We start from the raw sequence: 22,475 nt of genomic DNA on the forward strand, positions 1-22,475 counted from the left end.
CATGCTCTTCGGCAAGACCATCCTTGTCACCGGCGTCGCTTCCGGCATCGGCGCCCGCACCGCGGAACTCGCCGGCCAGTTCGGCGCCGATGTGATCGGCGTCGATGTGCGTGAGCCGGCTGCCGCGGTTGGCAGCTTCGTCAAGGCCGACATCTCGTCGAAGGCCGGTGTCGACGATCTCATCGCGCGTCTGCCGCAGCGTATCGACGCACTCTGCAATGTCGCTGGCCTCTCCGGCAACACCGGTGCGGCGGCGACACTGGCCGTCAATTTCTTCGGGCTGCGGGCGCTTTCGGAAGGTCTTGTGCCAAAACTTCGCGAAGGCGGCGCCATCGTCAACGTCGCCTCGATCGCCGGCTATGGCTGGCGCGCCCATCTCAACCGCGCCGCCTCGATGGTCGGCATCGAAGGTTTTCCCGATGTCGCCGAGGTGGTCTGCGACCATGCGGTCAGGAACGAGGAAGGCTATCTCCCGTCTCCAAGGAACTGCTGCTGCTATGGACCTTCCGTGCGGCGCACCAGGACCTGTTCAAACGCCGCGGCATCCGCGTCAATGCGGTAAGCCCTGGCCCGGTCGAGACACCGATCCTCAAACAGTTCCGCACCGTGCTCGGCGACGCCCGCGTCGACAGCGACATTGCCAGGGTCGGGCGCGCCGGCACAGCGGGCGATATCGCACCGGTGGTGCTGTTCCTGTGCTCGGATGGCGCGCGCTGGATCAACGGCGCCAACGTACCGGTCGACGGTGGCCTCGAAGCATCGATCAATGCCGAAATGTTCGGATTCTAGACCATGATTCCGAAAAGCGGGAACCGGTTTTCGGAAAAGATCATGGTCACACAAGAATAGAGGGATGGAGACAGTCATGGACATCGGACTTCTGATCGACGGCGACGAACGGGCTGCCTCGGGTGCGGCGTCCTACGAGCGCATGGATCCGTTCACCGGCAAGCTGGCGACTCGCGCCGCCGCAGCCAGCATTGCCGACGCCAATGCCGCGGTCGAGGCCGCAGCGGCCGCCTTTCCGGCCTGGTCGAAGACCGGGCCTGGCGAGCGCCGCGCCTTGCTGAGCAAAGCGGCCGACGTCATGGCCTCGAAGGTCGGCGAATTCACCAAGCTGATGATGGAAGAGACCGGCGCGACCGGCCCGTGGGCCGGCTTCAACGTCATGCTGGCGGCCAACATGCTGCGCGAGGCGGCGGCGATGACGACGCAGATTTCGGGCGAGATCATCCCATCCGACAAGCCGGGCACGCTGGCCATGGCCATCCGCCAAGCGGCCGGTGTTTGCCTCGGCATCGCGCCGTGGAATGCGCCGGTCATTCTCGGCACCCGCGCCATCGCAATGCCGATCGCCTGCGGCAACACGGTGGTGCTGAAAGCTTCCGAAATGTGCCCCGGCACGCACCGGCTGATCGGCCAGGTGCTGGTCGAGGCCGGCCTGCCGAAGGGCGTCATCAATGTCGTCACCAACGATCCGAAGGACGCCGCCGGCCTTGTCGAGGCGCTGGTCGCGCACCCTGCAGTCAAGCGCGTCAACTTCACTGGCTCGACCAAGGTGGGCAGGATCATCGCCGAACTCGCCGGACGGCACCTGAAGCCGGCGCTGCTCGAACTCGGCGGCAAGGCGCCGTTGCTTGTGCTGGACGATGCCGACATCGACGCGGCCGTCAACGCCGCCACCTTCGGCGCGTTCATGCATCAGGGCCAGATCTGCATGTCGACCGAGCGTCTGATCGTCGACGAAAAGGTCGCCGATGAATTCGTTTCCAAGCTCGCGGCGCGCGCGTCGCAACTGCCGGCGGGCGATCCACGCGGCCATGTCGTGCTGGGCTCGCTGATCAGCAGCCAGGCGGCCGACAAGATGGAGGAACTCGTCACCGATGCCGTCGCCAAGGGCGCCAGGCTGGTGGCCGGCGGCAAGCGCAGTGGCACCGTGGTGGAAGCGACCTTGCTCGACGATGTCACGCCGGCCATGCGCGTCTATGCCGAAGAATCCTTCGGGCCGGTCAAGCCGGTGATCCGGGTCAAGGGCGAGGACGAGGCCGTGCGTGTCGCCAACGACACCGAATACGGCCTGTCGTCAGCGGTCTTCAGCCGCGACATCAAGCGCTCCATGGCGGTCGCTGCGCGCATCGAAGCCGGCATCTGCCATATCAATGGCCCGACCGTCGGCGACGAGGCACAAATGCCGTTCGGCGGCGTCAAGGGCTCGGGCTATGGCCGTTTCGGCGGCAAGGCATCGATCGCCGAGTTCACCGATTTGCGCTGGGTGACGATCGAGGATCCGGGCCAGCATTATCCGTTCTGACTGCCTTCATTCGGACGGTCAGACCGCCTGTGAGGGCGTGAAGCGAACGCTGGCGGATCGCATCTGGCCAGGCGCCAGCACGATGCGGCCGGTGTCGATGCCCCCGTCGCGGTTGAAGGCATCGGTGATGTTGGTGACGGGCTCGGCGCAAAAGAACGGCTCGCCGGGCGGTGTGTAGAGAACGAGGAAATCGAGCGGCACCTCGGCCTCGATCTCCAGTTGCCGTCCATGCTCCGGCCAGCAAATCCGGGCCCGGCCCGTCCATCCGGTGAAGACGGTATCGAAGTCCGTCTCGGACACATCGAAGCCCGTGGTCGGGTTGGCACCGGCCGGCGGCAGGACGTGGCGGGTTGGCAAGATATCCGCATCGGTCTCCCACATGCCGGACACCGGCGCCTGGACATGCGTCCACGGCGTCGATGGGAAATAAGGATGCAGGCCGAAGCCGGCCGGCATCGGCGTGTCCGAGAGATTGCGCAGCGAAATGGTGATGCCCAGACTGCCATCGGCGAGCGAGATGACTTGCTCGGCCTCGTAGCTCCATGGCCAGGAGTCGGCGGCGTGGCGATAACGCAAGACGACAGTGCTGGATTCGTGCCGCCCGACTGCCCATGGCCGACGCCAGCCATGGCCGTGCTCATGATGCGGATCGTCGGGCGCTGTCGGCAGAGTGATAGTCCGGTCGGCGAAGGCGAAGCGACCATCCCTTATGCGGTTGGAATAGGGAACCAGCGGGAAGCAGGCCATGGCGCCGGCATCGCGGCGTCTGATCGCCGCCGGATCGGCCGGGCGTAGCCAGTCCACGACAGAGCCGTCTTGCCGCCAGCGATACGACGCTACCGCGCCGCCGGCGGCCGGAGCAATCTCGGCCGTCGCAATGCCATCGCTGATCGAGATCAGCGCTTGATCCTGCTCGGCAACGGCTGCGGAATTCTTTGTCATCGGCGCGTTCCCATCCCTTGACTCCCATCGCTATGGCTATAAGACATATCATATGAATAGTATGAAGAATAAGAAATCTTTTAGCACGGCGCGCACTTCGCGCGTCGCCGTCGCGGTTTCCAGCGGCTCCACGGCACTGCATGCGACGGTTGTCGAGCAGATCGGGTTGCGCATCGTGCAGGGCGATTTCCTGCCCGGCGAGGCACTGCCCAATGCGGACGATTCCAGCGAGATGCTGGGGGTCAGCCGCACGGTGCTGCGTGAGGCGATCAAGGTGCTGGCCGGCAAGGGGCTCGTCGAATCGCGGCCGAAGACCGGGACAAGGGTGCGTCCCCGCTCCGACTGGAACTTCCTCGACCCGGACGTCCTGTCGTGGCGTTACGCCAGCGGCGTCAGCGCCGACGATGTGCGGGCGCTGTTCGAACTGCGCCGGGCCATCGAGCCGATGTCGGCCGCACTTGCCGCGCAGCGCGCCACGCCGGCGCAGATCGCCGAGATCAACGCCGCACTCGCCGAAATGGAAGCCGTTGTCGACGACGGCGACCGCTTCGCCAAGCCTGATCTGCTGTTCCACCAGACCATTCTGCGCATGACCGGCAACGAGCTGATCGGCTCGCTCGCGGCATTGGTCGAAACCGCTCTGGTGATGAGCTTCCGCCTCTCCAACGACAATCCGGAAGGACAGCGCCACTCTTTGCCGCTGCACCGGGAAGTGGCTGAGAAGATCGCCGCGCGCGATGCCGCCGGCGCGCAAAAGGCGCTGCTGGTGCTCATCGACGATGCCGAGGAAGACGTGCGCCGCAGTGTCGAGAACCGCAACAGGCGCCGCGCCAATCGAGAGCTGGCATCGTGACCGAGACCAAACGCAAGCTGCGGTCCGAGGCCTGGTTCGGCGGCGAGGGCAAGAATGCCTTCATGCACCGCAGCTGGATGAAGAACCAAGGCATTCCCGCCGACGCTTTCGACGGCCGCCCGGTGATCGGCATCTGCAACACCTGGTCGGAACTGACACCATGCAACGCGCATCTGCGCGCCCTGGCCGACCACGTCAAACGTGGCGTCTATGAAGCCGGCGGCCTGCCGCTGGAATTTCCGGTCATGTCATTGGGCGAGAGCAACATGCGCCCCACCGCCATGCTGTTTCGCAATCTGGTCAGCATGGATGTCGAGGAATCCATCCGCGGCAATCCTATCGACGGCGTCATCCTGCTGGTCGGCTGCGACAAGACCACGCCTGCGCTGCTGATGGGTGCTGCATCATGCAATCTGCCGACCATCACCGTTTCCGGCGGACCGATGCTCAACGGCAAGTTCCGCGGACAAGATATTGGCTCGGGCACGCATGTCTGGAAATTCGCCGAAGAGGTGAAGGCCGGCCGCATGCCGGTCGCCGATTTCCTTGCCGCCGAACAGGGCCAGAGCCGGTCGGCGGGCAGCTGCATGACAATGGGCACGGCTTCGACCATGGCCAGCATGGTGGAGGCGCTCGGCATCGGCATGCCGGACAATGCCGCGATCCCGGCGGTGGATTCACGCCGTGGCGTGCTCGCCCAGATGGCCGGACGCCAGATCGTCGAGCTGGTCCGCAAGGATGTGACGATCGCGCAGATTCTCACCAGGCAAGCGTTCGAGAACGCCATTCGCGTCAATGGCGCGATCGGCGGCTCGACCAATGCGGTGCTGCACCTGATCGCCATCGCCAACCGTGTCGGCGTCGATCTCAGCCTCGATGACTGGGACCGCCTTGGCCGCGACGTTCCGACCATTGTCGATCTGATGCCATCGGGGCGGTTCCTGATGGAAGATTTCTACTATGCCGGGGGGCTGGCTGCGGTCATGGCGTCGCTTGATGAAGTGGGGCTTCTTCATCGCGACGCCATGACCGTCAGCAACAAGACCATTGGCGAGTTGATCGACGGCGCGCCCAACTACAACACCGAGGTCATCCGCCCGCTGAGCGACCCGCTGACCAGGGAAGGCGGCATCTCGATCCTGCGCGGCAATCTGGCGCCCAACGGGGCGGTCATCAAACCGTCGGCGGCAACGCCCGAGCTGATGCAGCATCGCGGCAAGGCGATCGTCTTCGAAAACATCGAGCACTACTACGCCCGCATCGACGATCCGGAGCTGGATATCGACGCCTCTTCAGTGATGGTGCTGAAGAATTGCGGACCGCGTGGCTACCCCGGGATGGCCGAGGTCGGCAACATGCCGCTGCCGGCCAAGCTGCTGAAGCAAGGCATCTCCGACATGGTGCGCATCTCGGACGCGCGCATGAGCGGCACCGCCTACGGCACCGTGGTGCTGCATGTGGCGCCGGAAGCAGCGGCCGGCGGGGCGCTGGCGCTGGTGCGCGATGGCGATATCATCGAGCTGGACGTGGCCGGCCGGCGCCTGGAGCTTTTGGTGTCGGACGAGGAACTGGCTATCCGCCGACACAACTGGCAGCCGCCGACGCCGCCCGAAGGCGGCTACCAGAGCCTCTATGTCGAGCGCGTCCTGCAGGCCGACAAGGGCTGCGATTTCGACTTTCTCGTCGGTCGGCGCGATGCCGGCATCCCCCGGCATTCCCACTAGAGAGGCGCGCGCGATGGATGAAATGGGCGGCTACGCCACCTACCCCAGCCTCAAGGATCGCAGCGTCTTCATAACCGGCGGCGGCAGCGGCATCGGCGAAAGCCTGGTGCGCCATTTCTGCGCGCAAGGCAGCCGCGTTGCCTTTGTCGATGTGGCCGAGGAGCCGTCCCAGCGCCTGGTGGACGCGATCGCGGCGGATGGACATCGTGCGCCGCTGTTCATTGCCTGCGACCTGCGCAACGTCGAGCAACTGCAGGCGGCAACGGTGCAAGCGATGCAGCACAACGGCCCGATCCAGGTTCTGTGCAACAATGCCGGCAACGATGATCGCCATCAAACCAATGACGTGACGGTCGCCTATTGGGACGACCGCATGGCGGTCAATCTGCGCCACCAGTTCTTTGCGGCGCAAGCGGTGCGCCCGCAGATGGGCTCGCGGGGCGGCGGCTCGATCATCAATTTCGGTTCCATCACCTGGATGGTCGGCGATCCCGATTGCCCCGCTTATGTGACGGCCAAGGCGGCGGTTTACGGCATGACGCGGGCGCTGGCCCGCGAGCTTGGTCCCGAGCGCATCCGCGTCAACTGCATGGTGCCTGGCTGGGTGATGACAGAGCGCCAGATGCGCTTGTGGCTGAACCCGGCCGGAGAGCGGCAGATCGAGGAGCGACAGTGCCTGCCCGACCGGCTGCAGCCCTCCGATATAGCGCGCATGGCGCTGTTCCTCGCCGCCGACGACAGCCGCATGTGCACAAGCCAGCAATTCATCGTCGATGCGGGCTGGGTGTGACCCACACGGCCTCAAGGGAAGAAGGTTACCTCATGCGCCTTGTTCAGTTCAGAATGCCCGATGGCAACAGGCGGGTTGGCCGTGTCTCCGACGACGGAAATCACCTGCACCCGCTCGAAAAGACCGGCACCGTGCTGGAACTTGCCGAAGCGGCAATTGCCGAGGGCGTTTCTATCGCCGCACTTGTCGAGAAGCGGACGGGCACTGCAACGGTCGACTATGACGAGCTGTTGCGCGACGGCCGCGTGCTGGCCCCGGTCGACCATCCGGAACCGGCGCGCTTCCTGGTCACCGGCACGGGCCTGACCCATACCGGCAGCGCCGCGGCACGCGACAAGATGCATGTGCTTACGCATGGCGAGGACGCCGAGGAATCCGATTCACTGAAGATCTTCCGCATGGGTCTCGAGGGCGGCAAACCCGCCGCCGGGCAGATCGGAATCCAGCCCGAATGGTTCTTCAAGGGCGTCGGCACCTGCGTCGTGCCGCCCGGCGCTGCGCTGCCGATGCCGGCCTTCGCGCGCGCCGGCGCGGAAGAGGCCGAGATCGTCGGGCTCTATCTCAATGGGCCGGATGGCCACCCCTATCGCATCGGCTATGCGCTCGGCAACGAATACTCCGACCATGTGACGGAAGCCGAGAACTACCTTTATCTCGCCCATTCAAAACTCCGCTCCTGCTCGATCGGCCCGGAGCTTTTGATCGGCGACCTGCCCGATGAAGTGCGCGGCCATTCCCGCATCCTGCGCGACGGCGCCGTCATCTGGGAGCAGGAGTTCCTGTCGGGCGAGGCGCACATGTCGCATTCGATCGCCAATCTCGAACATTTCCATTTCCGCTACCCGATGCACCGCAGAGCAGGCGACCTGCATGCCTATTTCTTCGGTGCAGCGGTGATGAGCTACGCCTCCGGCATCAAGACGGCTTCCGGCGACGAGTATGAAATCCAGGCACAGACATTCGGCAAGCCACTGCGCAACCGGATGGTGTCGGTGCCGGACGAGGGACTGGTCGCCGTCACCCAGCTGTGACGGCGAAGGTCCGGAAACTGCGGTCCATCAGAACGACAATGGGAGATTAAAAATGGGACTGAAGAAACTGTTTCTAAGAATGGCGACAATCGGGCTCGGCATCGGCCTGATGACTTCGGCAGCCTTGGCCGCGAACCTTCGGGTTCTGGCCTGGGACGGCTACGCCGACCCGGACTGGGTGAAGGATTTCACCGCGGCAACCGGCGTCGGCGTCGATGTCGTGTTCATCGGCAGCGACGACGAGATCTGGGCCAAGATCAAGGGCAGCGAAGGGCAGGACTTCGACGTCTTCGCCGTCAACACCGCCCAGTTGCAGCGCTACATCAAGGCCGATCTGGTGTCGCCGATCGACGTGACGAAGCTGGCCAACCAGAAAGAGGTGCTGCCGCGCTTCCGTGATCTGACTGCGGTGAGCGGCGTCACCAAGGACGGCAAGGTCTATGGCATTCCGTTCTGCTTCGACTCGATCGGCCTGATCTACGACACCGACAAGGTCAAACCGGCGCCGACATCGATGTCGGTCCTGTGGGACCCAGCCTACAAGGGCAAGGTTCTGGCCTATGACAATGGCGAGCACAATTTCTCGTTCACCGCGCTGACGCTCGGCTACAAGGATCCGTTCAATCTGAATGAAGAACAGATGGCGGCGGTCAAGGCCAAGTTGGTCGAACTCAAGCGCAATGTGCTGAGCTTCTACACCACCGCCGACGAGGCGCAGCAGATCTATCAGAACAATGACGTGGCACTGATCTGGGCCAATTACGGCCAGCAGCAGGTCAAGGCGCTGCAGAAGATCGGCGCCCATGTCGCCTACGTCAATCCAAGCGAGGGTGCGCTTGCCTGGCTCGACAACTGGGTCATCTCCAAGGGCGTCCGCGACAATGCGGCGGCCGAGAAATGGATCGACTTCATGCTGAGCAAGAAGGTCAGCGGCGAGCTTTCCGAGCGCACCGGTTTCGGCAACACGGTGACGGAGACCGGCAGCGCCGGCGGCAACGACAAGCTGGTCTGGCTCAACAATGTCGAGGACCCGCTGAAGCGGTCGGACATGTGGAACGAGATCAAGGCCACGCCCTGATCTTTCCGCACGAAGACTTCGAGGGACCCGGCGGTCCGGACGTTCCGGACCGCCGAAGCGTATGCGAGAGTATTCCATGAACCAGAACACCGACCTCTTGACGCTGCGGTCCGTCTCGAAATCCTACGGCACCGTTCCGGTGCTGCACGACATCGACCTGTCGATCAAGGACGGTGAGTTCCTGACCGTTCTTGGGCCGTCAGGCTCCGGCAAGACCACGGTGCTGCGGCTGATCGGCGGGCTGGAACCACTGACGTCGGGCGAGATCCGGCTCGACGGCCACGACATCAGCCGCATGCCGATCAACCGGCGGCCATTCAACACCGTGTTCCAGGACTATGCGCTGTTTCCGCATCTGACCGTTTCCGGCAATGTCGGCTACGGCCTTTCGGTTCGCCACCTGCCGCGCAAGGAGATTGCGCGCCGCGTCGCGGAAGCGCTGGAGCTTGTCCAGCTCGGCCGTTTCACCGACCGCTTTCCAGCCCAGCTCTCCGGTGGCCAGCGCCAGCGCGTCGCCTTGGCCCGCGCGCTGATCTGCCAGCCGCGCCTGATCCTGCTCGACGAGCCGCTGGCGGCGCTCGACCTCGAGCTGCGCCGGCAAATGCAGGAGTTCCTGAAATCCATCCAGCGCGAAATCAAAACCACCTTTCTGTTCGTCACCCACGACCAGGAAGAAGCGATCGGCATGGCCGATCGGATCTGCGTCATGCAGGCCGGCCATATCCGCCAGCTCGGCACGCCGCACGAGCTTTACTACAAGCCGAATTGCGAGTTCGTGGCGCGCTTCTTCGGCGAAAACAATCTGGTGGCCGGAAAGCTTGGATCCGTCCAGGACGAACTGCGATCGATCGAGACGACGCTCGGACGCCTGGTCTGTTCGATCCGTGACCAGCCGCATTTGAAGACCGCCGCGGATGGCGCCAGTGCCTTCGCTGCCTTCCGTCCCGAGGCCTTGCACCTTGCCGATGCAAAGGAAACAGAGAACTGCTTTTCCGGCACGATCGCCGACATGGCCTTTGCCGGCTCATCGACCGTTGCCACCATCACTGTCGACGCCGACCATGCTGCGCAACGCTTGCGGCTGCGCATGCCGAGCCGGGTCGACGGCAGCACGCTGCAATCCGGCGCGACGATCTCCCTCGCGTTTGCGCCGCATGAAGGCCACCTGGTGCTGGCATGAGCGGAACCGGCACGATACCGCTCGCCGAACGGCGATGGTCGCTGCTGGTGACAGTGCTGGCTTTCGCCTTGCCGGTGGTCTTCGTCCTCGTGCCGCTGGCGATCTTCCTCGGCTATAGCTTCTTCAGCGTCGACCAGGGCACGATCGTTCATACGCTGTCATTGGGCAACTATGTCCGCTTCTTCACCGATCCGATCTTTCTTCCGGTATTCTGGAACACCATCGTGCTGTGTCTCTCGGTGGCGGCAATCTGCATTCTGCTCGCCTATCCCGCCGCCTATTTTCTGACGACCCTGAAAGGGCGCTGGCGCTACGCCTTGCTGATGCTGCTGCTGGTGCCGCTGCTGATGAGCTACGTCATCAAGATCTACGCGATCCGCAGCATCCTCGGCCTTAACGGGTTTCTCAACAAGGCGCTGGTCGGGCTCGGCATCCTGCAGGAGCCATCGACGCTTTTCGTGTTCAACATGAACGCCATCCTGCTGACACTGACGCTGCTGCTGATCCCGTTCGCCATCCTGCCGATCTTCCTGTCGCTGGAGCGGATTCCGCAGGTGCTGCTGCGCGCCTCCGACGATCTGGGCGCAAGCGGCCTGCAGACGTTCCTGCGCATCACCTTGCCGCTCAGCCTGCCAGGCGTCGCCTCCGCGGCGAGCTTCGTGTTCGTATTGGCGATCGGCGATTTCCTGACGCCGCAAATGGTCGGCGGGATCAGCGGCTTCACCTTCGGCCGCATCCTCTACAGCCAGTTCGGCACGGCCTATAACTGGCCGTTCGGTGCGGCGCTGTCAGTGGCGCTGGCTGTCGTGGTGATCGCGGCAATTCTTGTCGGCGAGCGCTTCGGCCGCAACCGGGGGACAGCGATATGACCGCCCTGCCCCGGCTATCCACCGTCTTTCTGGCTGCGATCACGACATTGGTCGCGGTGCTGCTCTACAGCCCGCTGGCCGTGCCGATCGTGTCGTCGTTTTTCACCATTGCGCATGGTAATGTCGACTGGTCGTCGCCGACGCTTGCGACCTATGTCGCTCTGGCCGAAAACCATGACATTCTGGCCGCCCTGCGGACCACGCTGATCGTCGGTGTCTGCACCGTCATCCTGTCGGTGGTCAGCGGAACGCTTCTGGCGCTCTACTATCACAGCCGCCGTTCCGGGCGCACGCTGCTGCAGTTCATCATCTTCCTGCCGTTCCTGATGCCGCCGATCATCAGCGGTCTGGCGCTGCTGATCTTCTTCCGCGAGATCGGCCTTGAACGCTCGCTGCTGACGGTGGTCATCGGACATACGGTTTTCGTGCTGGCGATCGTCTATCGCACGGTGCTGATGCGGCTGCAGTCGATGAGCCGCACGCTGGTCGAAGCGTCCTACGATCTCGGCGCCWCGGGCTGGCAAACGTTCTGGCGGATCGTCCTGCCGAACCTCTCGAGCGCCATCGTCGGCGGCGCCATCCTGGCTTTCGCGCTGTCATTCGACGAGACCATGATCACCATCCTGGTCACCGGCACCCAAAGCACGCTGCCGGTGAGGCTGTGGGCGATGATGCGGCTTGGCTTTTCCCCCGACATCAATGCGCTGGTGGCGCTGATCCTGATGTTCACCGTACTGCTCTGCGTGCTCGCCGCGCGTTTTCTCATCCCCAGGCAAGTCGCGACGGAACGGACCTGAGTGCGCGGCAGTCACGGCCGACGGATGTCGCAGTGCCACGTTGACTACAGGCCGGCCGCTAAGGCAGACGGGACCAGGTCGAAGACCCGCCCCGGATTGAGGATGTTTCTGGGGTCGAGAGCTGTCTTCAGCCGCCGCATCGTGGCGATCTCGGCATCGCTGCGGACCAGATGCAGCCACCTCTTCTTGTCGAGGCCGATGCCATGCTCGGCCGAAACGCCGCCTCCCGCTGCCGCCACGCCGCGATAGACGATATCGTATGCCGCCGCCGGATCCATCGTGCGGACCTGGTAGTGCAGATTGCCGTCACCGAGATGGCCGAAGACATAGATGTCGGCGCCGGGATCCATGGCATGGATGGCAGCGTCCGCTTCCCGCAGGAAAATACCCATCCGCGCCAGCGGGATGCTGATGTCGACGCCGACAAGGCCTTTGATCGAAAACAGGACGCGATTGGCGTCCTCGCGCACGGCCCACAGCGCGCGGACTTCGCGCGGCGACTGCGAGACGACCACATCGTCGACCACGCCGTCCTCGACCGCTTGCATCAAGACCTCGGCGAAGCGCTCGCCGTCGCGTTCGGGCTCGCTGCCCTGGATCTCGGCCAGCACATAGACTGGCGAACCCGCCGGCAGCGGCGCCGGCATGTCCATGCTGGCGACCATCGCGTCATAGAGCGGCGCGAAGTTGACCTCATAGGCGGACAACAGCGGGCCGAGCCTTTGCCGCAGCAGCCCAAGCAGGGCGATCGYCGCATCAAGCGATGGGAGTGCGCAGAAGGCGTTTACCTCGGACACCGGCTTCGGATGCAGCCTGAGCGCCGCGCGTGCGACGACGCCAAGCGTCCCCTCCGTGCCGATGAAGAGCTGGCCGAGGTCGTAACCGGAATTGTCCTTGGGCAGGCCTTTCAGCGAGGTCAGCACGCTGCCATCGGCAAGCACCGCCTCCAGCCCCAGAACCTGCGCTCGGTACATGCCGTAGCGCAGCACGCGGATGCCACCGGCATTGGTGGCGACATTGCCGCCAACTGTCGCAGAACCACGCGCGCCGATATCGACGCCGAACATCAGACCGGCGCCGTCGGCCGCCTCCTGCACCGCCTGCAGCGTTGCGCCGGCCTCGGCGACGATGCTGGCGGACTGGCGATCCGGCGCATCGAGACCCGTCATGCGCTCCAGCGACAGCACGATTTCACCCGCCTGCACGCGCGCGGCGCCCGTCAGCCCGGTGCGTCCGCCCTGCACGACAACTGGCTGGCCGAGATCGTTGCATGCGGCGAGTGCTGCCGCGACACCCTGGGTGTCGCGCGGGCGCAGCACCGCTTCGGGGAGAGCGCCAAGCTTGCGATCGGGATCGTCGCGATAGCGTTGGTCCACGTCGGAGCCGGCGAGCACACCGCCCGCGCCCAGCCGGTCGCCGAGAGCAGATAGAAGTTTTTCAGTTTCAGGCGACATTGGCCAATCCTGTTGATGGGCCAATCCTATTCGTGATCGCCTGCCGGTCAAACCCTTGTCCGTGCAAACGAGATGGTTCTCACGGCCATTTATGTGCGAGACAGACTGACCGTCCGGCGTCGATCGCGATGAGATCGGATCGACGCCGGGCGAGAAGCTGTCTTACTGAAGTTTGGCTTGCAGCGCGTTGACGTCGTCGGTGGTCATTTCGCCGTCGGTCGTCACCTTGCCGTCGACGATCTTCCAGAGCCGGAAGGGGCCGGTGATGTCGCCATATTTGTCGAAGGCGACGGGACCGATGACGCCTTCGTAGCGGATCGGCTTGCCGTCCTTGATCAGGCCGAGCGCCTTGGCGAATTCATCCTTGCCGGCAAAGATCGGCGTGCCGGCCGGGTCGACCGCCTTGTACATCGCGTCCTTGATCTTGGCCGGATCCTCGGAGCCGGCAATCGCGATAGCGAGGCCGACAATGGCGCCCGCATCGTAGGAACGGTCGGCCGCCGGATTGGACGGCTCGATGCCGGAAAATTCCTTGTAGTTCTTCGTGAAATAGTCGGTGGAGGCCGTCGGGCTGGTACCGGACGACGTACCATAGGCGTCCTTCAGATAGTCGGCGCCGACGGACTCGATGAAGTCAGGGCTGTTCATGCCGTCATTCAGCAGGAACTTCTGCACGCCACCCTGCGAAATCCAGGTGCGGGCAACCGTCGCGCCGTCGACCGGCGTGCTGACGAGATAGAGCCCGTCCGGCTCGCCGGCCATCGCCGCCGTCACTTCGGATGCATAGCTCGACTGCTTTTCGTTGTAGGGCGTGTCGGAAACGATGGTGCCGCCGAGCGCTTTGTAGGCGCGCGAGAACTCGGCCACCATGTTGACGCCGAAGTCGTTGTTGACATGGATGATCGACAGCTTCTTGAAGCCCTTGTCGACCGCGTATTTGGCGGCGGCGACGCCCTGCAGCGCATCCGAGGTGATGGTGCGGAAGAAGATGCCATTGGTCTTGCCGTCGCGGCCGAGCGCCGTCAGCGTCGGCGACGACGACGCCGGCGACACCTGGACGATCTTGGCCGGTGCCGTGACCGAGGTCAGGATCGGGATCGACACCGACGAGATGATGCCGCCGATGATGACCGGCACTTTCTTGACCTGAACCAGTTGGGTGGCGGCGTCGACCGCGATGTTGCCCTGGCTCTGGCTGTCGCGCGTGTCGGTCGCCAGGTCGCAGCCGCGCACGCCGCCGGCAGCATTGATGTCGCGGAAGGCCATCTCGACCGATTTGGCGCCGGCCTGACCATATTCGCCGGCCGGGCCGGTCAGTTCCATGACGAGGCCGACGGTGATCTTGCAATCAGCCGCTTGCGCAGCACCGGCCATCGTTACGAGGGCGAGCGCGGTGGTGAGTTGAAGTATCGTCTTTCTCATTGTTGTTCCCCTTTGAGCTACACGAACTGGATTACTTGTCTCTTTGTCTGCACATCGGATTAACCCAAAAACCGCTTCGCACTCTATGTCCGATGCTCCTGTTCAGCGTTCCGGCACCTGCAGCCAGGTTTCATGCAGATGTCGCCATAGGACGCCGTTGGGCGCCGATGAACTGGTGGTGAAGACGGCGCTCGACTGGCGGCGGCTGTGCTTGCCACCGCGCAGTTGCGCCTCAACGTAGAAAACGACAATCGTCTCGGCATCCTGCCAGCCCGGACGGATGTCCTCGATCGAAATGGCGAAGCCGTCATCACACGTGGCGCGGCTGGTGCGGACATGGCCGACGACCGCGTCGCGATCGAGAATCTGGCCGTCCGGCGCGACCATGGCGAAGCCGTCGCCCATGACGCGCTCGAAGCGGCTGAAGTCCGCCTTATTGGCGCGCGCCGCAACGAACCAGTCAACGAAAAAGCGATGCAGGTCGACGATCTCGGCGCTGGCGCGTGAAAACAGGGAGGGCTCGCCGCTCATTGCTTCCCCGCATTGAGGTTGTAATGCATGATTGAACCGTGGCGGCCGTGGCGGTCGCGCTCCAGCGTGTAGACATCACCCTCGAGGCCGGCGCCTTGCACGATGACGGCGGCAATCCGCGCCCGGTCCTCGGCATCGAGCGTGATGTCCATGATGCCGGCGTTGGCAAGCGCATGTGCCTGGTTGCGAGCGCCGACGATGACGGCCGCCACGTGCGGCTGCTCCAGCACCCAGGCGCTGGCGATGGTGGCGATGTCGACGCCGTGGCGGTCGCCGACTGCCTTCAGCGCCTGAAGCAACTGCTGGAACAGGTCCCAACCGCCAAAGTCATCGATGATCAGCTTGTATTTGACCAGCGAGCGGTTTTCGAGCGGCGTGGCCGGTTCGGCCACGCCTAGCCATTTGTTACTGAGGAAGCCGCCGGCAACGGAGCCATAGCAGAGGAAGCTGACGCCGTTTTTCGCGGCGAGTGCGGCAAGGCTGTTGCCCGGCCGCTGGTCGAGTACGGAATATTGCAGCTGCTGGCTGACCAGCGGGATGCCGGCGGCGAGGATTTCGGCCAGCCGCGGCGTGTCGAAATTCGTGGTGCCGAGATTGCGCACCTTGCCCTCAAGCCGAAGCTCGTTGAGCCAGCCCATCGCCTCGACATAACGCGGCTGCGCATAGTCCCACCAGTGGAACTGCACGAGATCGAGCCGCTCGGTCTTCAGCCGCCGCAGCGACTGGTCGACGATACGCCTGATGTAGTCGCGGCTGATGCCGGCCAGCCGTTCGAGGTCGGGCACCAGCTTGGTGTGCACCTTCATCCTGGTGGCGACGTCGAGGCCGCGCTCGCTGGCCAGCCGCAGGCGCGCCGCGCCGATCAGCTCCTCGACGCCGGTGTAGATGTCGGCGCAATCATAGGTCCAGATGCCGGCATCGAAGGTGGCGATCAGATCGGTCACCGCCTGCTGGCGGTCGATGGCGCCGTGGCCACCGGCCAGTTGCCAGCCGCCGCGGATGACGCGCGAGATGGTGTAGCCGGAGCCGAGTTCGAAGGTCTGGGTACTCATTTGTCGTCTCCCCGCTTCCGCAGCGGCACGGCCGTGGTCTCGGCATGGCTGAACCGCCGCTTGGCCACCCTGACGATCCTCAGCCGACTGGCGCAATTGGGATCGGGACAGGCGATCTCGGCGTCCGAGGTCATCCAGTCGTTCGGGTGGGTCGGGCGCTGCTTGGCGGCCAGCAACGGCAACACGGCCGATATCGAATAGATCGAAAAGCCCTGGCCAGCCGGCATCGACAGCATCTCGCCCTTGAGCTCGAAATAGTCGCCGGCCTTGGCGCCGCAATAGATCGGCTTGCCCTCCGGGATGACCGCCTCGACGCGAAGATCGAAGAGCTCGAAACTGTCGTCGGCCATTTAGCCCTCCACCAGGCTGAAGGTGACGTCGCAGGCACCATTGCGGCGGATGACGCCGCAAGCGGCGGCGAACCGATCGCGCTCTTCGGCGCGCACTTGCGCCACCACGCTGCCGGCGAGCCAGCCGATTGGGAACAGCAGGCGCGCGCCCTGCCCATAGTAGAGCCCGATGTCGAAGATCGCATTGGGATTGCCGCCCCACATGCGCGGCGGCACATAGGACAGCACGATGTCGCCCGGCTGCGGCGTCAGCGTCGCGTTCTCGGCCGGCAGAGGCCTGGCATAGGGCTGGCCCTCGAGATCGGCAGCGGGAACCGGGCATGAGATTTCGGGCCCCGTCCACATCGCATGGATGCCCGGGACGACACGTGACGTGCCGAGATATGCCTTGAGGAAAGCAGCGTTTTCCGGCGCTTTCTGCGGCAGCAACAGCGCCGTCACGGAAAGCTGCGAGCGTGGCTCGGTGATCCTGATGGCGGTCATGTCTGGTCTCTCGCGGCGGCGGATTGCAGCTTGCTGCGCAGGAAGGTGAAGGGCCGGCTGATGTCGGCGGCCAGCGACTCGCGCGCGGCTTGTGCATCCTGGGTGGCCAGTGCCGTGACGATGCGGCGGTGATACTGGGCGGTGTCGACCTCGCCGGCTTCCGAGAAGGCGTAGATGGCGACACGAATGCAGGGGCCAGATTGCAGCCACAGGCTTTCGATCATCGGGATCAGCACGGCCGAGCCGCAGGAGCGATAGATCTCGAAATGAAAGCTCTGGTTGAGCGTCACTTCGCGATCGACATCCTTCTTGTGTTTCAGAGCCCGCATCTCGTCCCATTCGCCGAGAATGGTCTCGATGGTGGCGATCTGGCGCGGCCCCATGCGGGCGGCGGCCAGCGCGATGGCCTCGCCCTCGATCAGGATGCGGGCACGCAAGAGATCGTCGAGGCGTTCCAGCGTGATCGGCGGCACCCTCACCGAACGGTTGGGCAGCGCCTCCAGGGCCTTTTCGGTGATCAACCGGCCGAGCGCCTCGCGCACCGGCATGGTCGAGGTGACCAGCGCGTCGGCCAGACCACGGATGGTCAGCACCTGGCTTGGCTCGAACAGGCCGCCGATCAGGGCGCGGCGCAATTCCGAATAGACGCGATCCTGCACGGTCTCGCGGCCGACCGGCGCCAGCTGGGCCGCGATGGCCTCGTTGTTCTTTTCGATGGCAGCCTTTTGCATGGAATTCCGTTCTCGGCCGGTTTTCGGCTTGCGGACGAAATTAAAGCCGAATAGCGTGATCAAAGCAAGTGTGATCACAAATCAAAAATCAGCGGCGGCAGCGATCGTCTTCGGCCAGAGGGTTTGATGAGCGAGGCAGTGGAACAGCAGGGGACCCGCGCGCCGGTTCTGACCGCCAGGAACGTCGTCAGGCGGTTCGGCGGCCTCGTCGCCGTCAACGATGTCTCGTTTGATGTCAGGGCGGGAGAAATCCTCGGCCTCATCGGGCCGAATGGCGCCGGCAAGACGACGATGTTCGATCTGCTTGCCGGCAGCATCCTCCCGACCAGCGGCGATATCCTGCTCAACGGCACGCGCGTTTCGGGCGAAGCCGCGCATCTGCGCATCGGTCGCGGCCTTGGCCGCACCTTCCAGATCCCGCGCCCGTTGCCCAATCTGACGCTGATCGAAAACATCATGCTGGCGGCGCAGGGTCAGGCCGGCGAAAAGCTGCTTGCCAACTTCGTCACGCCATGGCGGGTGGTGGCGCAGGAGAAAGCCGCAAGGACCAAGGCGCTCGAACTGCTGGATCTGGTCACCCTCACCCACCTCGCGCATGAACCGGCGCGCGTGTTGTCCGGCGGTCAGCGCAAGCTGCTCGAACTCGCCCGCGTCATGATGGCCGATCCGGCGATCATCCTGCTCGACGAGCCGGCGGCCGGCGTCAACGCAACGCTGCTCGAAGTCATCATCGACCGCATCCGCGATATCAACGCGCGCGGCATCACCTTCCTGCTGATCGAGCACAACATCGACATGGTGACGCGGCTCTGCCATCGCGTCCTCGTCATGGCGAGCGGCCAGTTGCTAAGCGAAGGCACGGCGGAAGAGGTCGCCAGCGACCCGCGCGTCATCGAGGCTTATCTCGGAGGCGCGGCATGAGCGAGACGGTCCTCGATGTCCGCAATCTCGAGGCTGGCTACGAGCCCGGCGTGCCGATCGTGCGCGGCGCCTCGATCACCGTTAGCAAGGGCGAGATCGTCGTCGTGCTCGGCCCCAATGGCGCCGGCAAGTCGAGCTTCATCAAGGCGATCGCCGGCCTTGTCCCGATCACCGGCGGCACGGTGTTTCTGGACGGCAAAGACATAACCGCCGCACCGGCGCACACCATGGTACGGCTTGGCTTGGCCTTCGTGCCGCAGACCGAAAACATCTTCCCGCTGATGTCGGTCGAGGACAATCTGAAGGTCGCCTGCGGCATTCTCGAGCGGCGCGAAATCCCTGCCCGCATCGACGAAATGTATGCAGCCTTCCCCGACCTCGTCCGCCAGCGGCGGACCGCCGCCGGCAATCTCTCGGGTGGGCAACGGCAGATGCTCGCCGTCGCGCGGGCGCTGGTCGTCCACCCCAAGGTGCTGGTGCTCGATGAGCCGTCGGCCGGCCTGTCGCCGAAATTCGTGTCGATGGTGTTCGAGATGCTGGCCGGCATCCGCAAGTCCGGTGTCACCATCCTTTTGGTCGAACAGAACGCCAAGGCAGCACTGGCCATCGGCGACCGCGCCTACGTGCTGGTCGAAGGCAAAGACCGCCACGAAGGCATTGCTTCCGAACTGTGGAACGACCCGGTCGTCGCCGAACTCTATCTTGGCCAGCGCCCCCTCAAGGCAGAGAAAACGCCGCTCGCCGGGAAAGGAGGCGCGGCATGAGCCTGCAATTCATCGTCGACGGGCTTTTGACCGGCTCGATGATCGGCCTTGGCGCCATTGGCGTGACGCTCACCTATTCGATCCTGCGCTTTTCGAACTTCGCCCATGGCGACTTCATGGCCTGGGGCACCTATGCGACGCTGGCCGTCGTCAGCGCCATCGGCGCGACATTCGGCAAGGTGGCGCCGATCGGACCGCTGTCCTTCGGCTGGCCGCTGATCGTCGCACTGATCATCGGCATGGCCTTCACCGCTTTGCTGGCGCTGCTGCTCGACAAGGTTTTGTTTGCGCGGCTGCGATCGCAAGGCCAGGCGATCATCGTGGTGATGGCGAGCTTCGGCGCCTCGATGGCGCTCAGAAGCCTGCTCGAATTCACCTTCACCTCGCGGCCGACCTATTTCAGCCGGGCGATCCAGATCGCCATGCCGGTCGGCTTCGGCATTCGCATCACGCCCGACCAGATTGCTCTCTTGCTGCTGACCGCCGTGCTGGTGCTCGGCGTGCATCTGTTGATGACGCGCACGCAGACCGGCCGCTCAATGCAGGCGCTCAGCCAGAATGCGGCACTGGCCCGCATCGTCGGCATCGATGTCGCCAGCGTGGTGCGTGTGACTTGGATCATCGGCGGCGCGCTGGCCTGTGTCGCCGGCGTGATGATCGGCATTCTGGTACAGATCCGCCCGTTCATGGGCTTCGACATGCTGCTGCCCATGTTCGCCGCCGCCATTCTCGGTGGCATCGGCAGCATTCCCGGCGCCGTGCTCGGCGGCCTGATCATTGGGCTCGCCGAAGCCGGCGCGGTGCAGCTGATCGGCGCCGAATGGCGCGCCGCCGTCTCCTTCATCATCCTGATGGCGGTGCTGTTCGTGCGACCAATCGGCCTGTTCGGTGTGAGGGAACGCTGATGGATCTGCTCGGCTACGGCGCCTTCTTCCTGACCACCGCGCTGATCTTTTCGCTGGTCACGCTGGGGCTCAACCTGCAATGGGGGCTGACCGGGCTGTTCAATGTCGGCCTCGCCGGCTTCGTCGCCATCGGCGCCTACACCTCGGCGCTGCTGACCACACCTGACGATGCCGCGCGGCTCGGCGGCTTCGGCCTGCCGATCCTTGTCGGTTGGCTCGGCGCCATGGCCGTCGGCGGCATCGCCGCGGCACTTACCGGCATGGCCACGCTGCGGCTGAGATCCGACTATCTGGCGATCACCACGTTCGGCGTCGCCGTCGTCGTGCAGTTGGTCGCGCTCAACGCGCAGGGATTGACCGGCGGCCCGTTCGGCATCGGCTTCATCCCGCGTCCCTTCGGCAGCCTCGCCGAGACACCGCTGCTGTTCAACCTGTCCAACCTTGCCGTAGTCTCGGCAGTGACGCTCGTCGCCTATCTCGCCCTGGAGCACCTGTCGCGCAGCCCGTGGGGCCGGGTGCTGAAGGCGCTACGAGAGGACGAAAGGGCGGCGATCTCGCTGGGCAAGAGCGCACGCTTCTATCGCGTCCAGGCCTTTGCCGTTGGCGGCGCCATCATGGCGCTGGCCGGCGCGCTGCAGGCGCATTTCACCGGCTTCATCGCACCGGACAATTACCTGCCGATCCTGACCTTCCAGGTCTGGGTGATGCTGATCGTCGGCGGCTCGGGCAGCAATGTCGGCGCCGTCATCGGCAGCATCCTGGTCTGGGCGATATGGGCTGGATCGGGCACGTTGACCAGCGTGCTGTTTCCGCCCGAACAGCAGGCCCGCGCCGCCGCGCTGCAGATCGCCGCCATCGGTGTCATGCTCTGCGTCATCCTGCTGATCCGGCCGAACGGACTGTTCGGCGACAGACCGCGGCGGCCACGGTTCGGCAAGCGCGCGAAGATGGTCGCCGGCAAGAGCAGTTCCGGGTCATGAATGCCGCGGTCCGGCAGGAAGCGCACGACGTTTCGGTCTGGCATGCCGTCAACCGCAATCGTCGCGGCCGGCCGGCGCTGCAAGGCGGGCTCGATGTCGACCTCGCCATCGTCGGCGGTGGCTTTTCCGGCCTCTCGACCGCGGTACACGCCGCCGGGAAAGGTCTGTCGGTCGCCGTTCTCGAAGCCGAAATCATCGCCTGGGGCGCGACCGGCAGGAATGCCGGTTTCGTCGTGCCGAACTTTGCCAAAATGGACCCGGACAACATCATCGGCCATCTCGGCCCCGAGCGTGGTGAACGGCTGATCGATTTTGCCGCCGGCAGCGCCGACCTGGTCTTTGGCCTGATCCGCCGGCACGGCATCGACTGCGACGCGGTGCAGAGCGGATGGATCCAGCCAGCGCATTCCCCCGCCGCGTTCGAGAAGGTCAAATCCCGCGCCGGGCAATGGGCGCAGCGCGGCCGCCCTGCCGTTGCCTTGGACCGGCAGAGCGTCGAAGCGCTGACCGGCGCGCGCGGCTATGTCGGCGGCTGGATGGATCGTTCGGGCGGCGTGCTCAATCCGGTGGACTACGCACGTGGGCTGGCCGATGCGGCCGAGAAGGCCGGCGCGCGCATCTTCGAGCATACGCGCGTCACCGCGGTCGATCGCACGACGGATTGCTGGGTGTTGAAAACGCCAGAGGGCTCGGTACGCGCCGGCAAGGTGCTGATCGCCACCAACGCCTATGGTGGGGCGCTCAATCCGTTGCTGCAACGAACCTATTTTCCGCTCAAGGTTTTCCAGATCGCCACCGTGCCGCTGCCCCGCGAAATTCGGACGCGTCTCCTGCCCGACGGGCAAGGCGTCGGCGACACCAGGCGCAATCTCTTCACCTTCCGCTTCGACGCCGAGAACCGGCTGATCAGCGGCGGCATGCATATCCTTGGCGCCGGAGCCGATGCGCGCGTGCCGCAGACGATCTGGCGACGGCTCGCCAGGCATCTTGAATTGCCTGACCTGCCGCCCCTTGCCTATAGCTGGTCGGGTACGGCCGCGGTCGAGCCGGACTTCCTGCCGCACCTCATGGACCTCGGGCCGGGGCTCATTGCCGGTCGCGCCTGCAACGGGCGGGGCATTGCCATGACGACGGCGATGGGCAAGGTGCTGGCCGACTGGGCGACTGGAACCGATGCCCGTGATCTGCCGCTGCCGTTTGCGCTGCCGGCGCCGATCCCGTTCCATGGCTTGTTGCGGCACGCACCCAACATGCTGCTCGGCTGGAGCATGCTGCGCGACCGGTTGGACGAAACGAGATAGGCGGAC

General features: G+C 64.7%; 22 protein-coding genes and 1 pseudogene. 15 read left to right on the forward strand and 8 right to left on the reverse strand.

Going from position 1 to position 22,475, the window contains the following annotated elements; all coding sequences use genetic code 11:
• Position 1: 1 nt before the first annotated feature.
• Positions 2-789: pseudogene (locus tag AC1D0I_RS06745) on the forward strand (coniferyl-alcohol dehydrogenase).
• Between the two features lie 76 nt (positions 790-865).
• Entirely contained in the window at positions 866-2,311 is a 1,446-nt protein-coding gene (locus tag AC1D0I_RS06750; RefSeq protein WP_477393888.1) for an aldehyde dehydrogenase, read from the forward strand.
• 18 nt (positions 2,312-2,329) lie between these two features.
• Here the strand turns inward: AC1D0I_RS06750 and AC1D0I_RS06755 are convergent, their stop codons facing one another.
• Complete coding sequence (locus tag AC1D0I_RS06755; RefSeq protein WP_477393890.1) at positions 2,330-3,253, reverse strand: aldose 1-epimerase; 924 nt, start codon at positions 3,251-3,253, stop codon at positions 2,330-2,332.
• A 61-nt stretch (positions 3,254-3,314) separates the two neighbouring features.
• Between AC1D0I_RS06755 and AC1D0I_RS06760 the strand changes: the two genes are divergently transcribed.
• The 8 genes from AC1D0I_RS06760 to AC1D0I_RS06795 all read left to right on the forward strand — a co-directional run bounded on the left by AC1D0I_RS06760 (position 3,315) and on the right by AC1D0I_RS06795 (position 11,575).
• The gene (locus AC1D0I_RS06760) at positions 3,315-4,106 is read left to right on the forward strand and encodes a FadR/GntR family transcriptional regulator (RefSeq protein ID WP_477393892.1); all 792 of its coding nucleotides are present in this window, start codon (positions 3,315-3,317) and stop codon (positions 4,104-4,106) included.
• Positions 4,103-5,830 carry an IlvD/Edd family dehydratase gene (locus AC1D0I_RS06765; protein ID WP_477393894.1) on the forward strand — a complete coding sequence of 576 codons (1,728 nt, stop codon included), beginning with the start codon at positions 4,103-4,105 and terminating at the stop codon, positions 5,828-5,830. The genes AC1D0I_RS06760 and AC1D0I_RS06765 overlap by 4 nt, the downstream gene beginning before the upstream one ends.
• 13 nt (positions 5,831-5,843) lie before the next feature.
• Positions 5,844-6,620 (forward strand): SDR family NAD(P)-dependent oxidoreductase, encoded by a 777-nt coding sequence (locus AC1D0I_RS06770; protein ID WP_477393896.1) that lies wholly within the window; start codon positions 5,844-5,846, stop codon positions 6,618-6,620.
• Between the two features lie 32 nt (positions 6,621-6,652).
• On the forward strand, positions 6,653-7,651 hold the full coding sequence (gene araD1 / locus AC1D0I_RS06775; protein WP_477393898.1) for an AraD1 family protein: 999 nt from the start codon (positions 6,653-6,655) through the stop codon (positions 7,649-7,651).
• Between the two features lie 52 nt (positions 7,652-7,703).
• On the forward strand, positions 7,704-8,729 hold the full coding sequence (locus AC1D0I_RS06780; protein WP_477225879.1) for an ABC transporter substrate-binding protein: 1,026 nt from the start codon (positions 7,704-7,706) through the stop codon (positions 8,727-8,729).
• Positions 8,730-8,805: 76 nt separating this feature from the next.
• On the forward strand, positions 8,806-9,909 hold the full coding sequence (locus AC1D0I_RS06785) for an ABC transporter ATP-binding protein (RefSeq protein ID WP_477393900.1): 1,104 nt from the start codon (positions 8,806-8,808) through the stop codon (positions 9,907-9,909).
• The gene (locus AC1D0I_RS06790; protein WP_095080915.1) at positions 9,906-10,778 is read left to right on the forward strand and encodes an ABC transporter permease; all 873 of its coding nucleotides are present in this window, start codon (positions 9,906-9,908) and stop codon (positions 10,776-10,778) included. Before AC1D0I_RS06785 ends, AC1D0I_RS06790 begins: the two co-directional genes overlap by 4 nt.
• Positions 10,775-11,575: an ABC transporter permease gene (locus AC1D0I_RS06795; RefSeq protein WP_477393902.1), complete on the forward strand. Its 801-nt coding sequence runs from the start codon at positions 10,775-10,777 to the stop codon at positions 11,573-11,575. The genes AC1D0I_RS06790 and AC1D0I_RS06795 overlap by 4 nt, the downstream gene beginning before the upstream one ends.
• A 44-nt stretch (positions 11,576-11,619) precedes the next feature.
• Here AC1D0I_RS06795 and AC1D0I_RS06800 read toward each other — a convergent pair whose 3' ends face one another.
• The 7 genes from AC1D0I_RS06800 to AC1D0I_RS06830 form a co-directional block, all read right to left on the reverse strand.
• Positions 11,620-13,029: an FAD-binding oxidoreductase gene (locus tag AC1D0I_RS06800; protein WP_477393904.1), complete on the reverse strand. Its 1,410-nt coding sequence runs from the start codon at positions 13,027-13,029 to the stop codon at positions 11,620-11,622.
• A 162-nt stretch (positions 13,030-13,191) separates the two neighbouring features.
• Positions 13,192-14,451, reverse strand: coding sequence for an ABC transporter substrate-binding protein (locus AC1D0I_RS06805; RefSeq protein ID WP_457150385.1), 1,260 nt, complete (start codon positions 14,449-14,451; stop codon positions 13,192-13,194).
• 102 nt (positions 14,452-14,553) lie between these two features.
• The gene (locus AC1D0I_RS06810; RefSeq protein WP_095080910.1) at positions 14,554-14,982 is read right to left on the reverse strand and encodes a DUF4440 domain-containing protein; all 429 of its coding nucleotides are present in this window, start codon (positions 14,980-14,982) and stop codon (positions 14,554-14,556) included.
• On the reverse strand, positions 14,979-16,034 hold the full coding sequence (locus AC1D0I_RS06815) for an aldo/keto reductase (protein WP_477393906.1): 1,056 nt from the start codon (positions 16,032-16,034) through the stop codon (positions 14,979-14,981). Before AC1D0I_RS06815 ends, AC1D0I_RS06810 begins: the two co-directional genes overlap by 4 nt.
• Positions 16,031-16,384 carry a TIGR04076 family protein gene (locus tag AC1D0I_RS06820; RefSeq protein WP_477284029.1) on the reverse strand — a complete coding sequence of 118 codons (354 nt, stop codon included), beginning with the start codon at positions 16,382-16,384 and terminating at the stop codon, positions 16,031-16,033. The genes AC1D0I_RS06815 and AC1D0I_RS06820 overlap by 4 nt, the downstream gene beginning before the upstream one ends.
• On the reverse strand, positions 16,385-16,867 hold the full coding sequence (locus AC1D0I_RS06825; protein ID WP_477393908.1) for a DUF3830 family protein: 483 nt from the start codon (positions 16,865-16,867) through the stop codon (positions 16,385-16,387).
• Positions 16,864-17,598: a GntR family transcriptional regulator gene (locus AC1D0I_RS06830; RefSeq protein WP_477393910.1), complete on the reverse strand. Its 735-nt coding sequence runs from the start codon at positions 17,596-17,598 to the stop codon at positions 16,864-16,866. The genes AC1D0I_RS06825 and AC1D0I_RS06830 overlap by 4 nt, the downstream gene beginning before the upstream one ends.
• A gap of 126 nt (positions 17,599-17,724) precedes the next feature.
• On the opposite strand from AC1D0I_RS06830, the gene AC1D0I_RS06835 reads away from it, so the two are divergent.
• From AC1D0I_RS06835 to AC1D0I_RS06855, 5 genes are read left to right on the forward strand one after another with little or no spacing between them, the layout of a single operon-like run.
• Entirely contained in the window at positions 17,725-18,519 is a 795-nt protein-coding gene (locus AC1D0I_RS06835) for an ABC transporter ATP-binding protein (RefSeq protein WP_477393912.1), read from the forward strand.
• A complete protein-coding gene (locus AC1D0I_RS06840) occupies positions 18,516-19,283 on the forward strand; it encodes a branched-chain amino acid ABC transporter ATP-binding protein (protein WP_477393914.1) in 768 nt (255 codons plus the stop codon). Before AC1D0I_RS06835 ends, AC1D0I_RS06840 begins: the two co-directional genes overlap by 4 nt.
• Entirely contained in the window at positions 19,280-20,188 is a 909-nt protein-coding gene (locus AC1D0I_RS06845; protein ID WP_095080901.1) for a branched-chain amino acid ABC transporter permease, read from the forward strand. The genes AC1D0I_RS06840 and AC1D0I_RS06845 overlap by 4 nt, the downstream gene beginning before the upstream one ends.
• Positions 20,185-21,168 (forward strand): branched-chain amino acid ABC transporter permease, encoded by a 984-nt coding sequence (locus tag AC1D0I_RS06850; RefSeq protein ID WP_477394032.1) that lies wholly within the window; start codon positions 20,185-20,187, stop codon positions 21,166-21,168. The genes AC1D0I_RS06845 and AC1D0I_RS06850 overlap by 4 nt, the downstream gene beginning before the upstream one ends.
• Positions 21,165-22,469, forward strand: coding sequence for an NAD(P)/FAD-dependent oxidoreductase (locus tag AC1D0I_RS06855; RefSeq protein ID WP_477393916.1), 1,305 nt, complete (start codon positions 21,165-21,167; stop codon positions 22,467-22,469). Before AC1D0I_RS06850 ends, AC1D0I_RS06855 begins: the two co-directional genes overlap by 4 nt.
• Positions 22,470-22,475: the final 6 nt, after the last annotated feature.

It is taken from the genome of Mesorhizobium sp. P2_D1, from assembly GCF_056404455.1.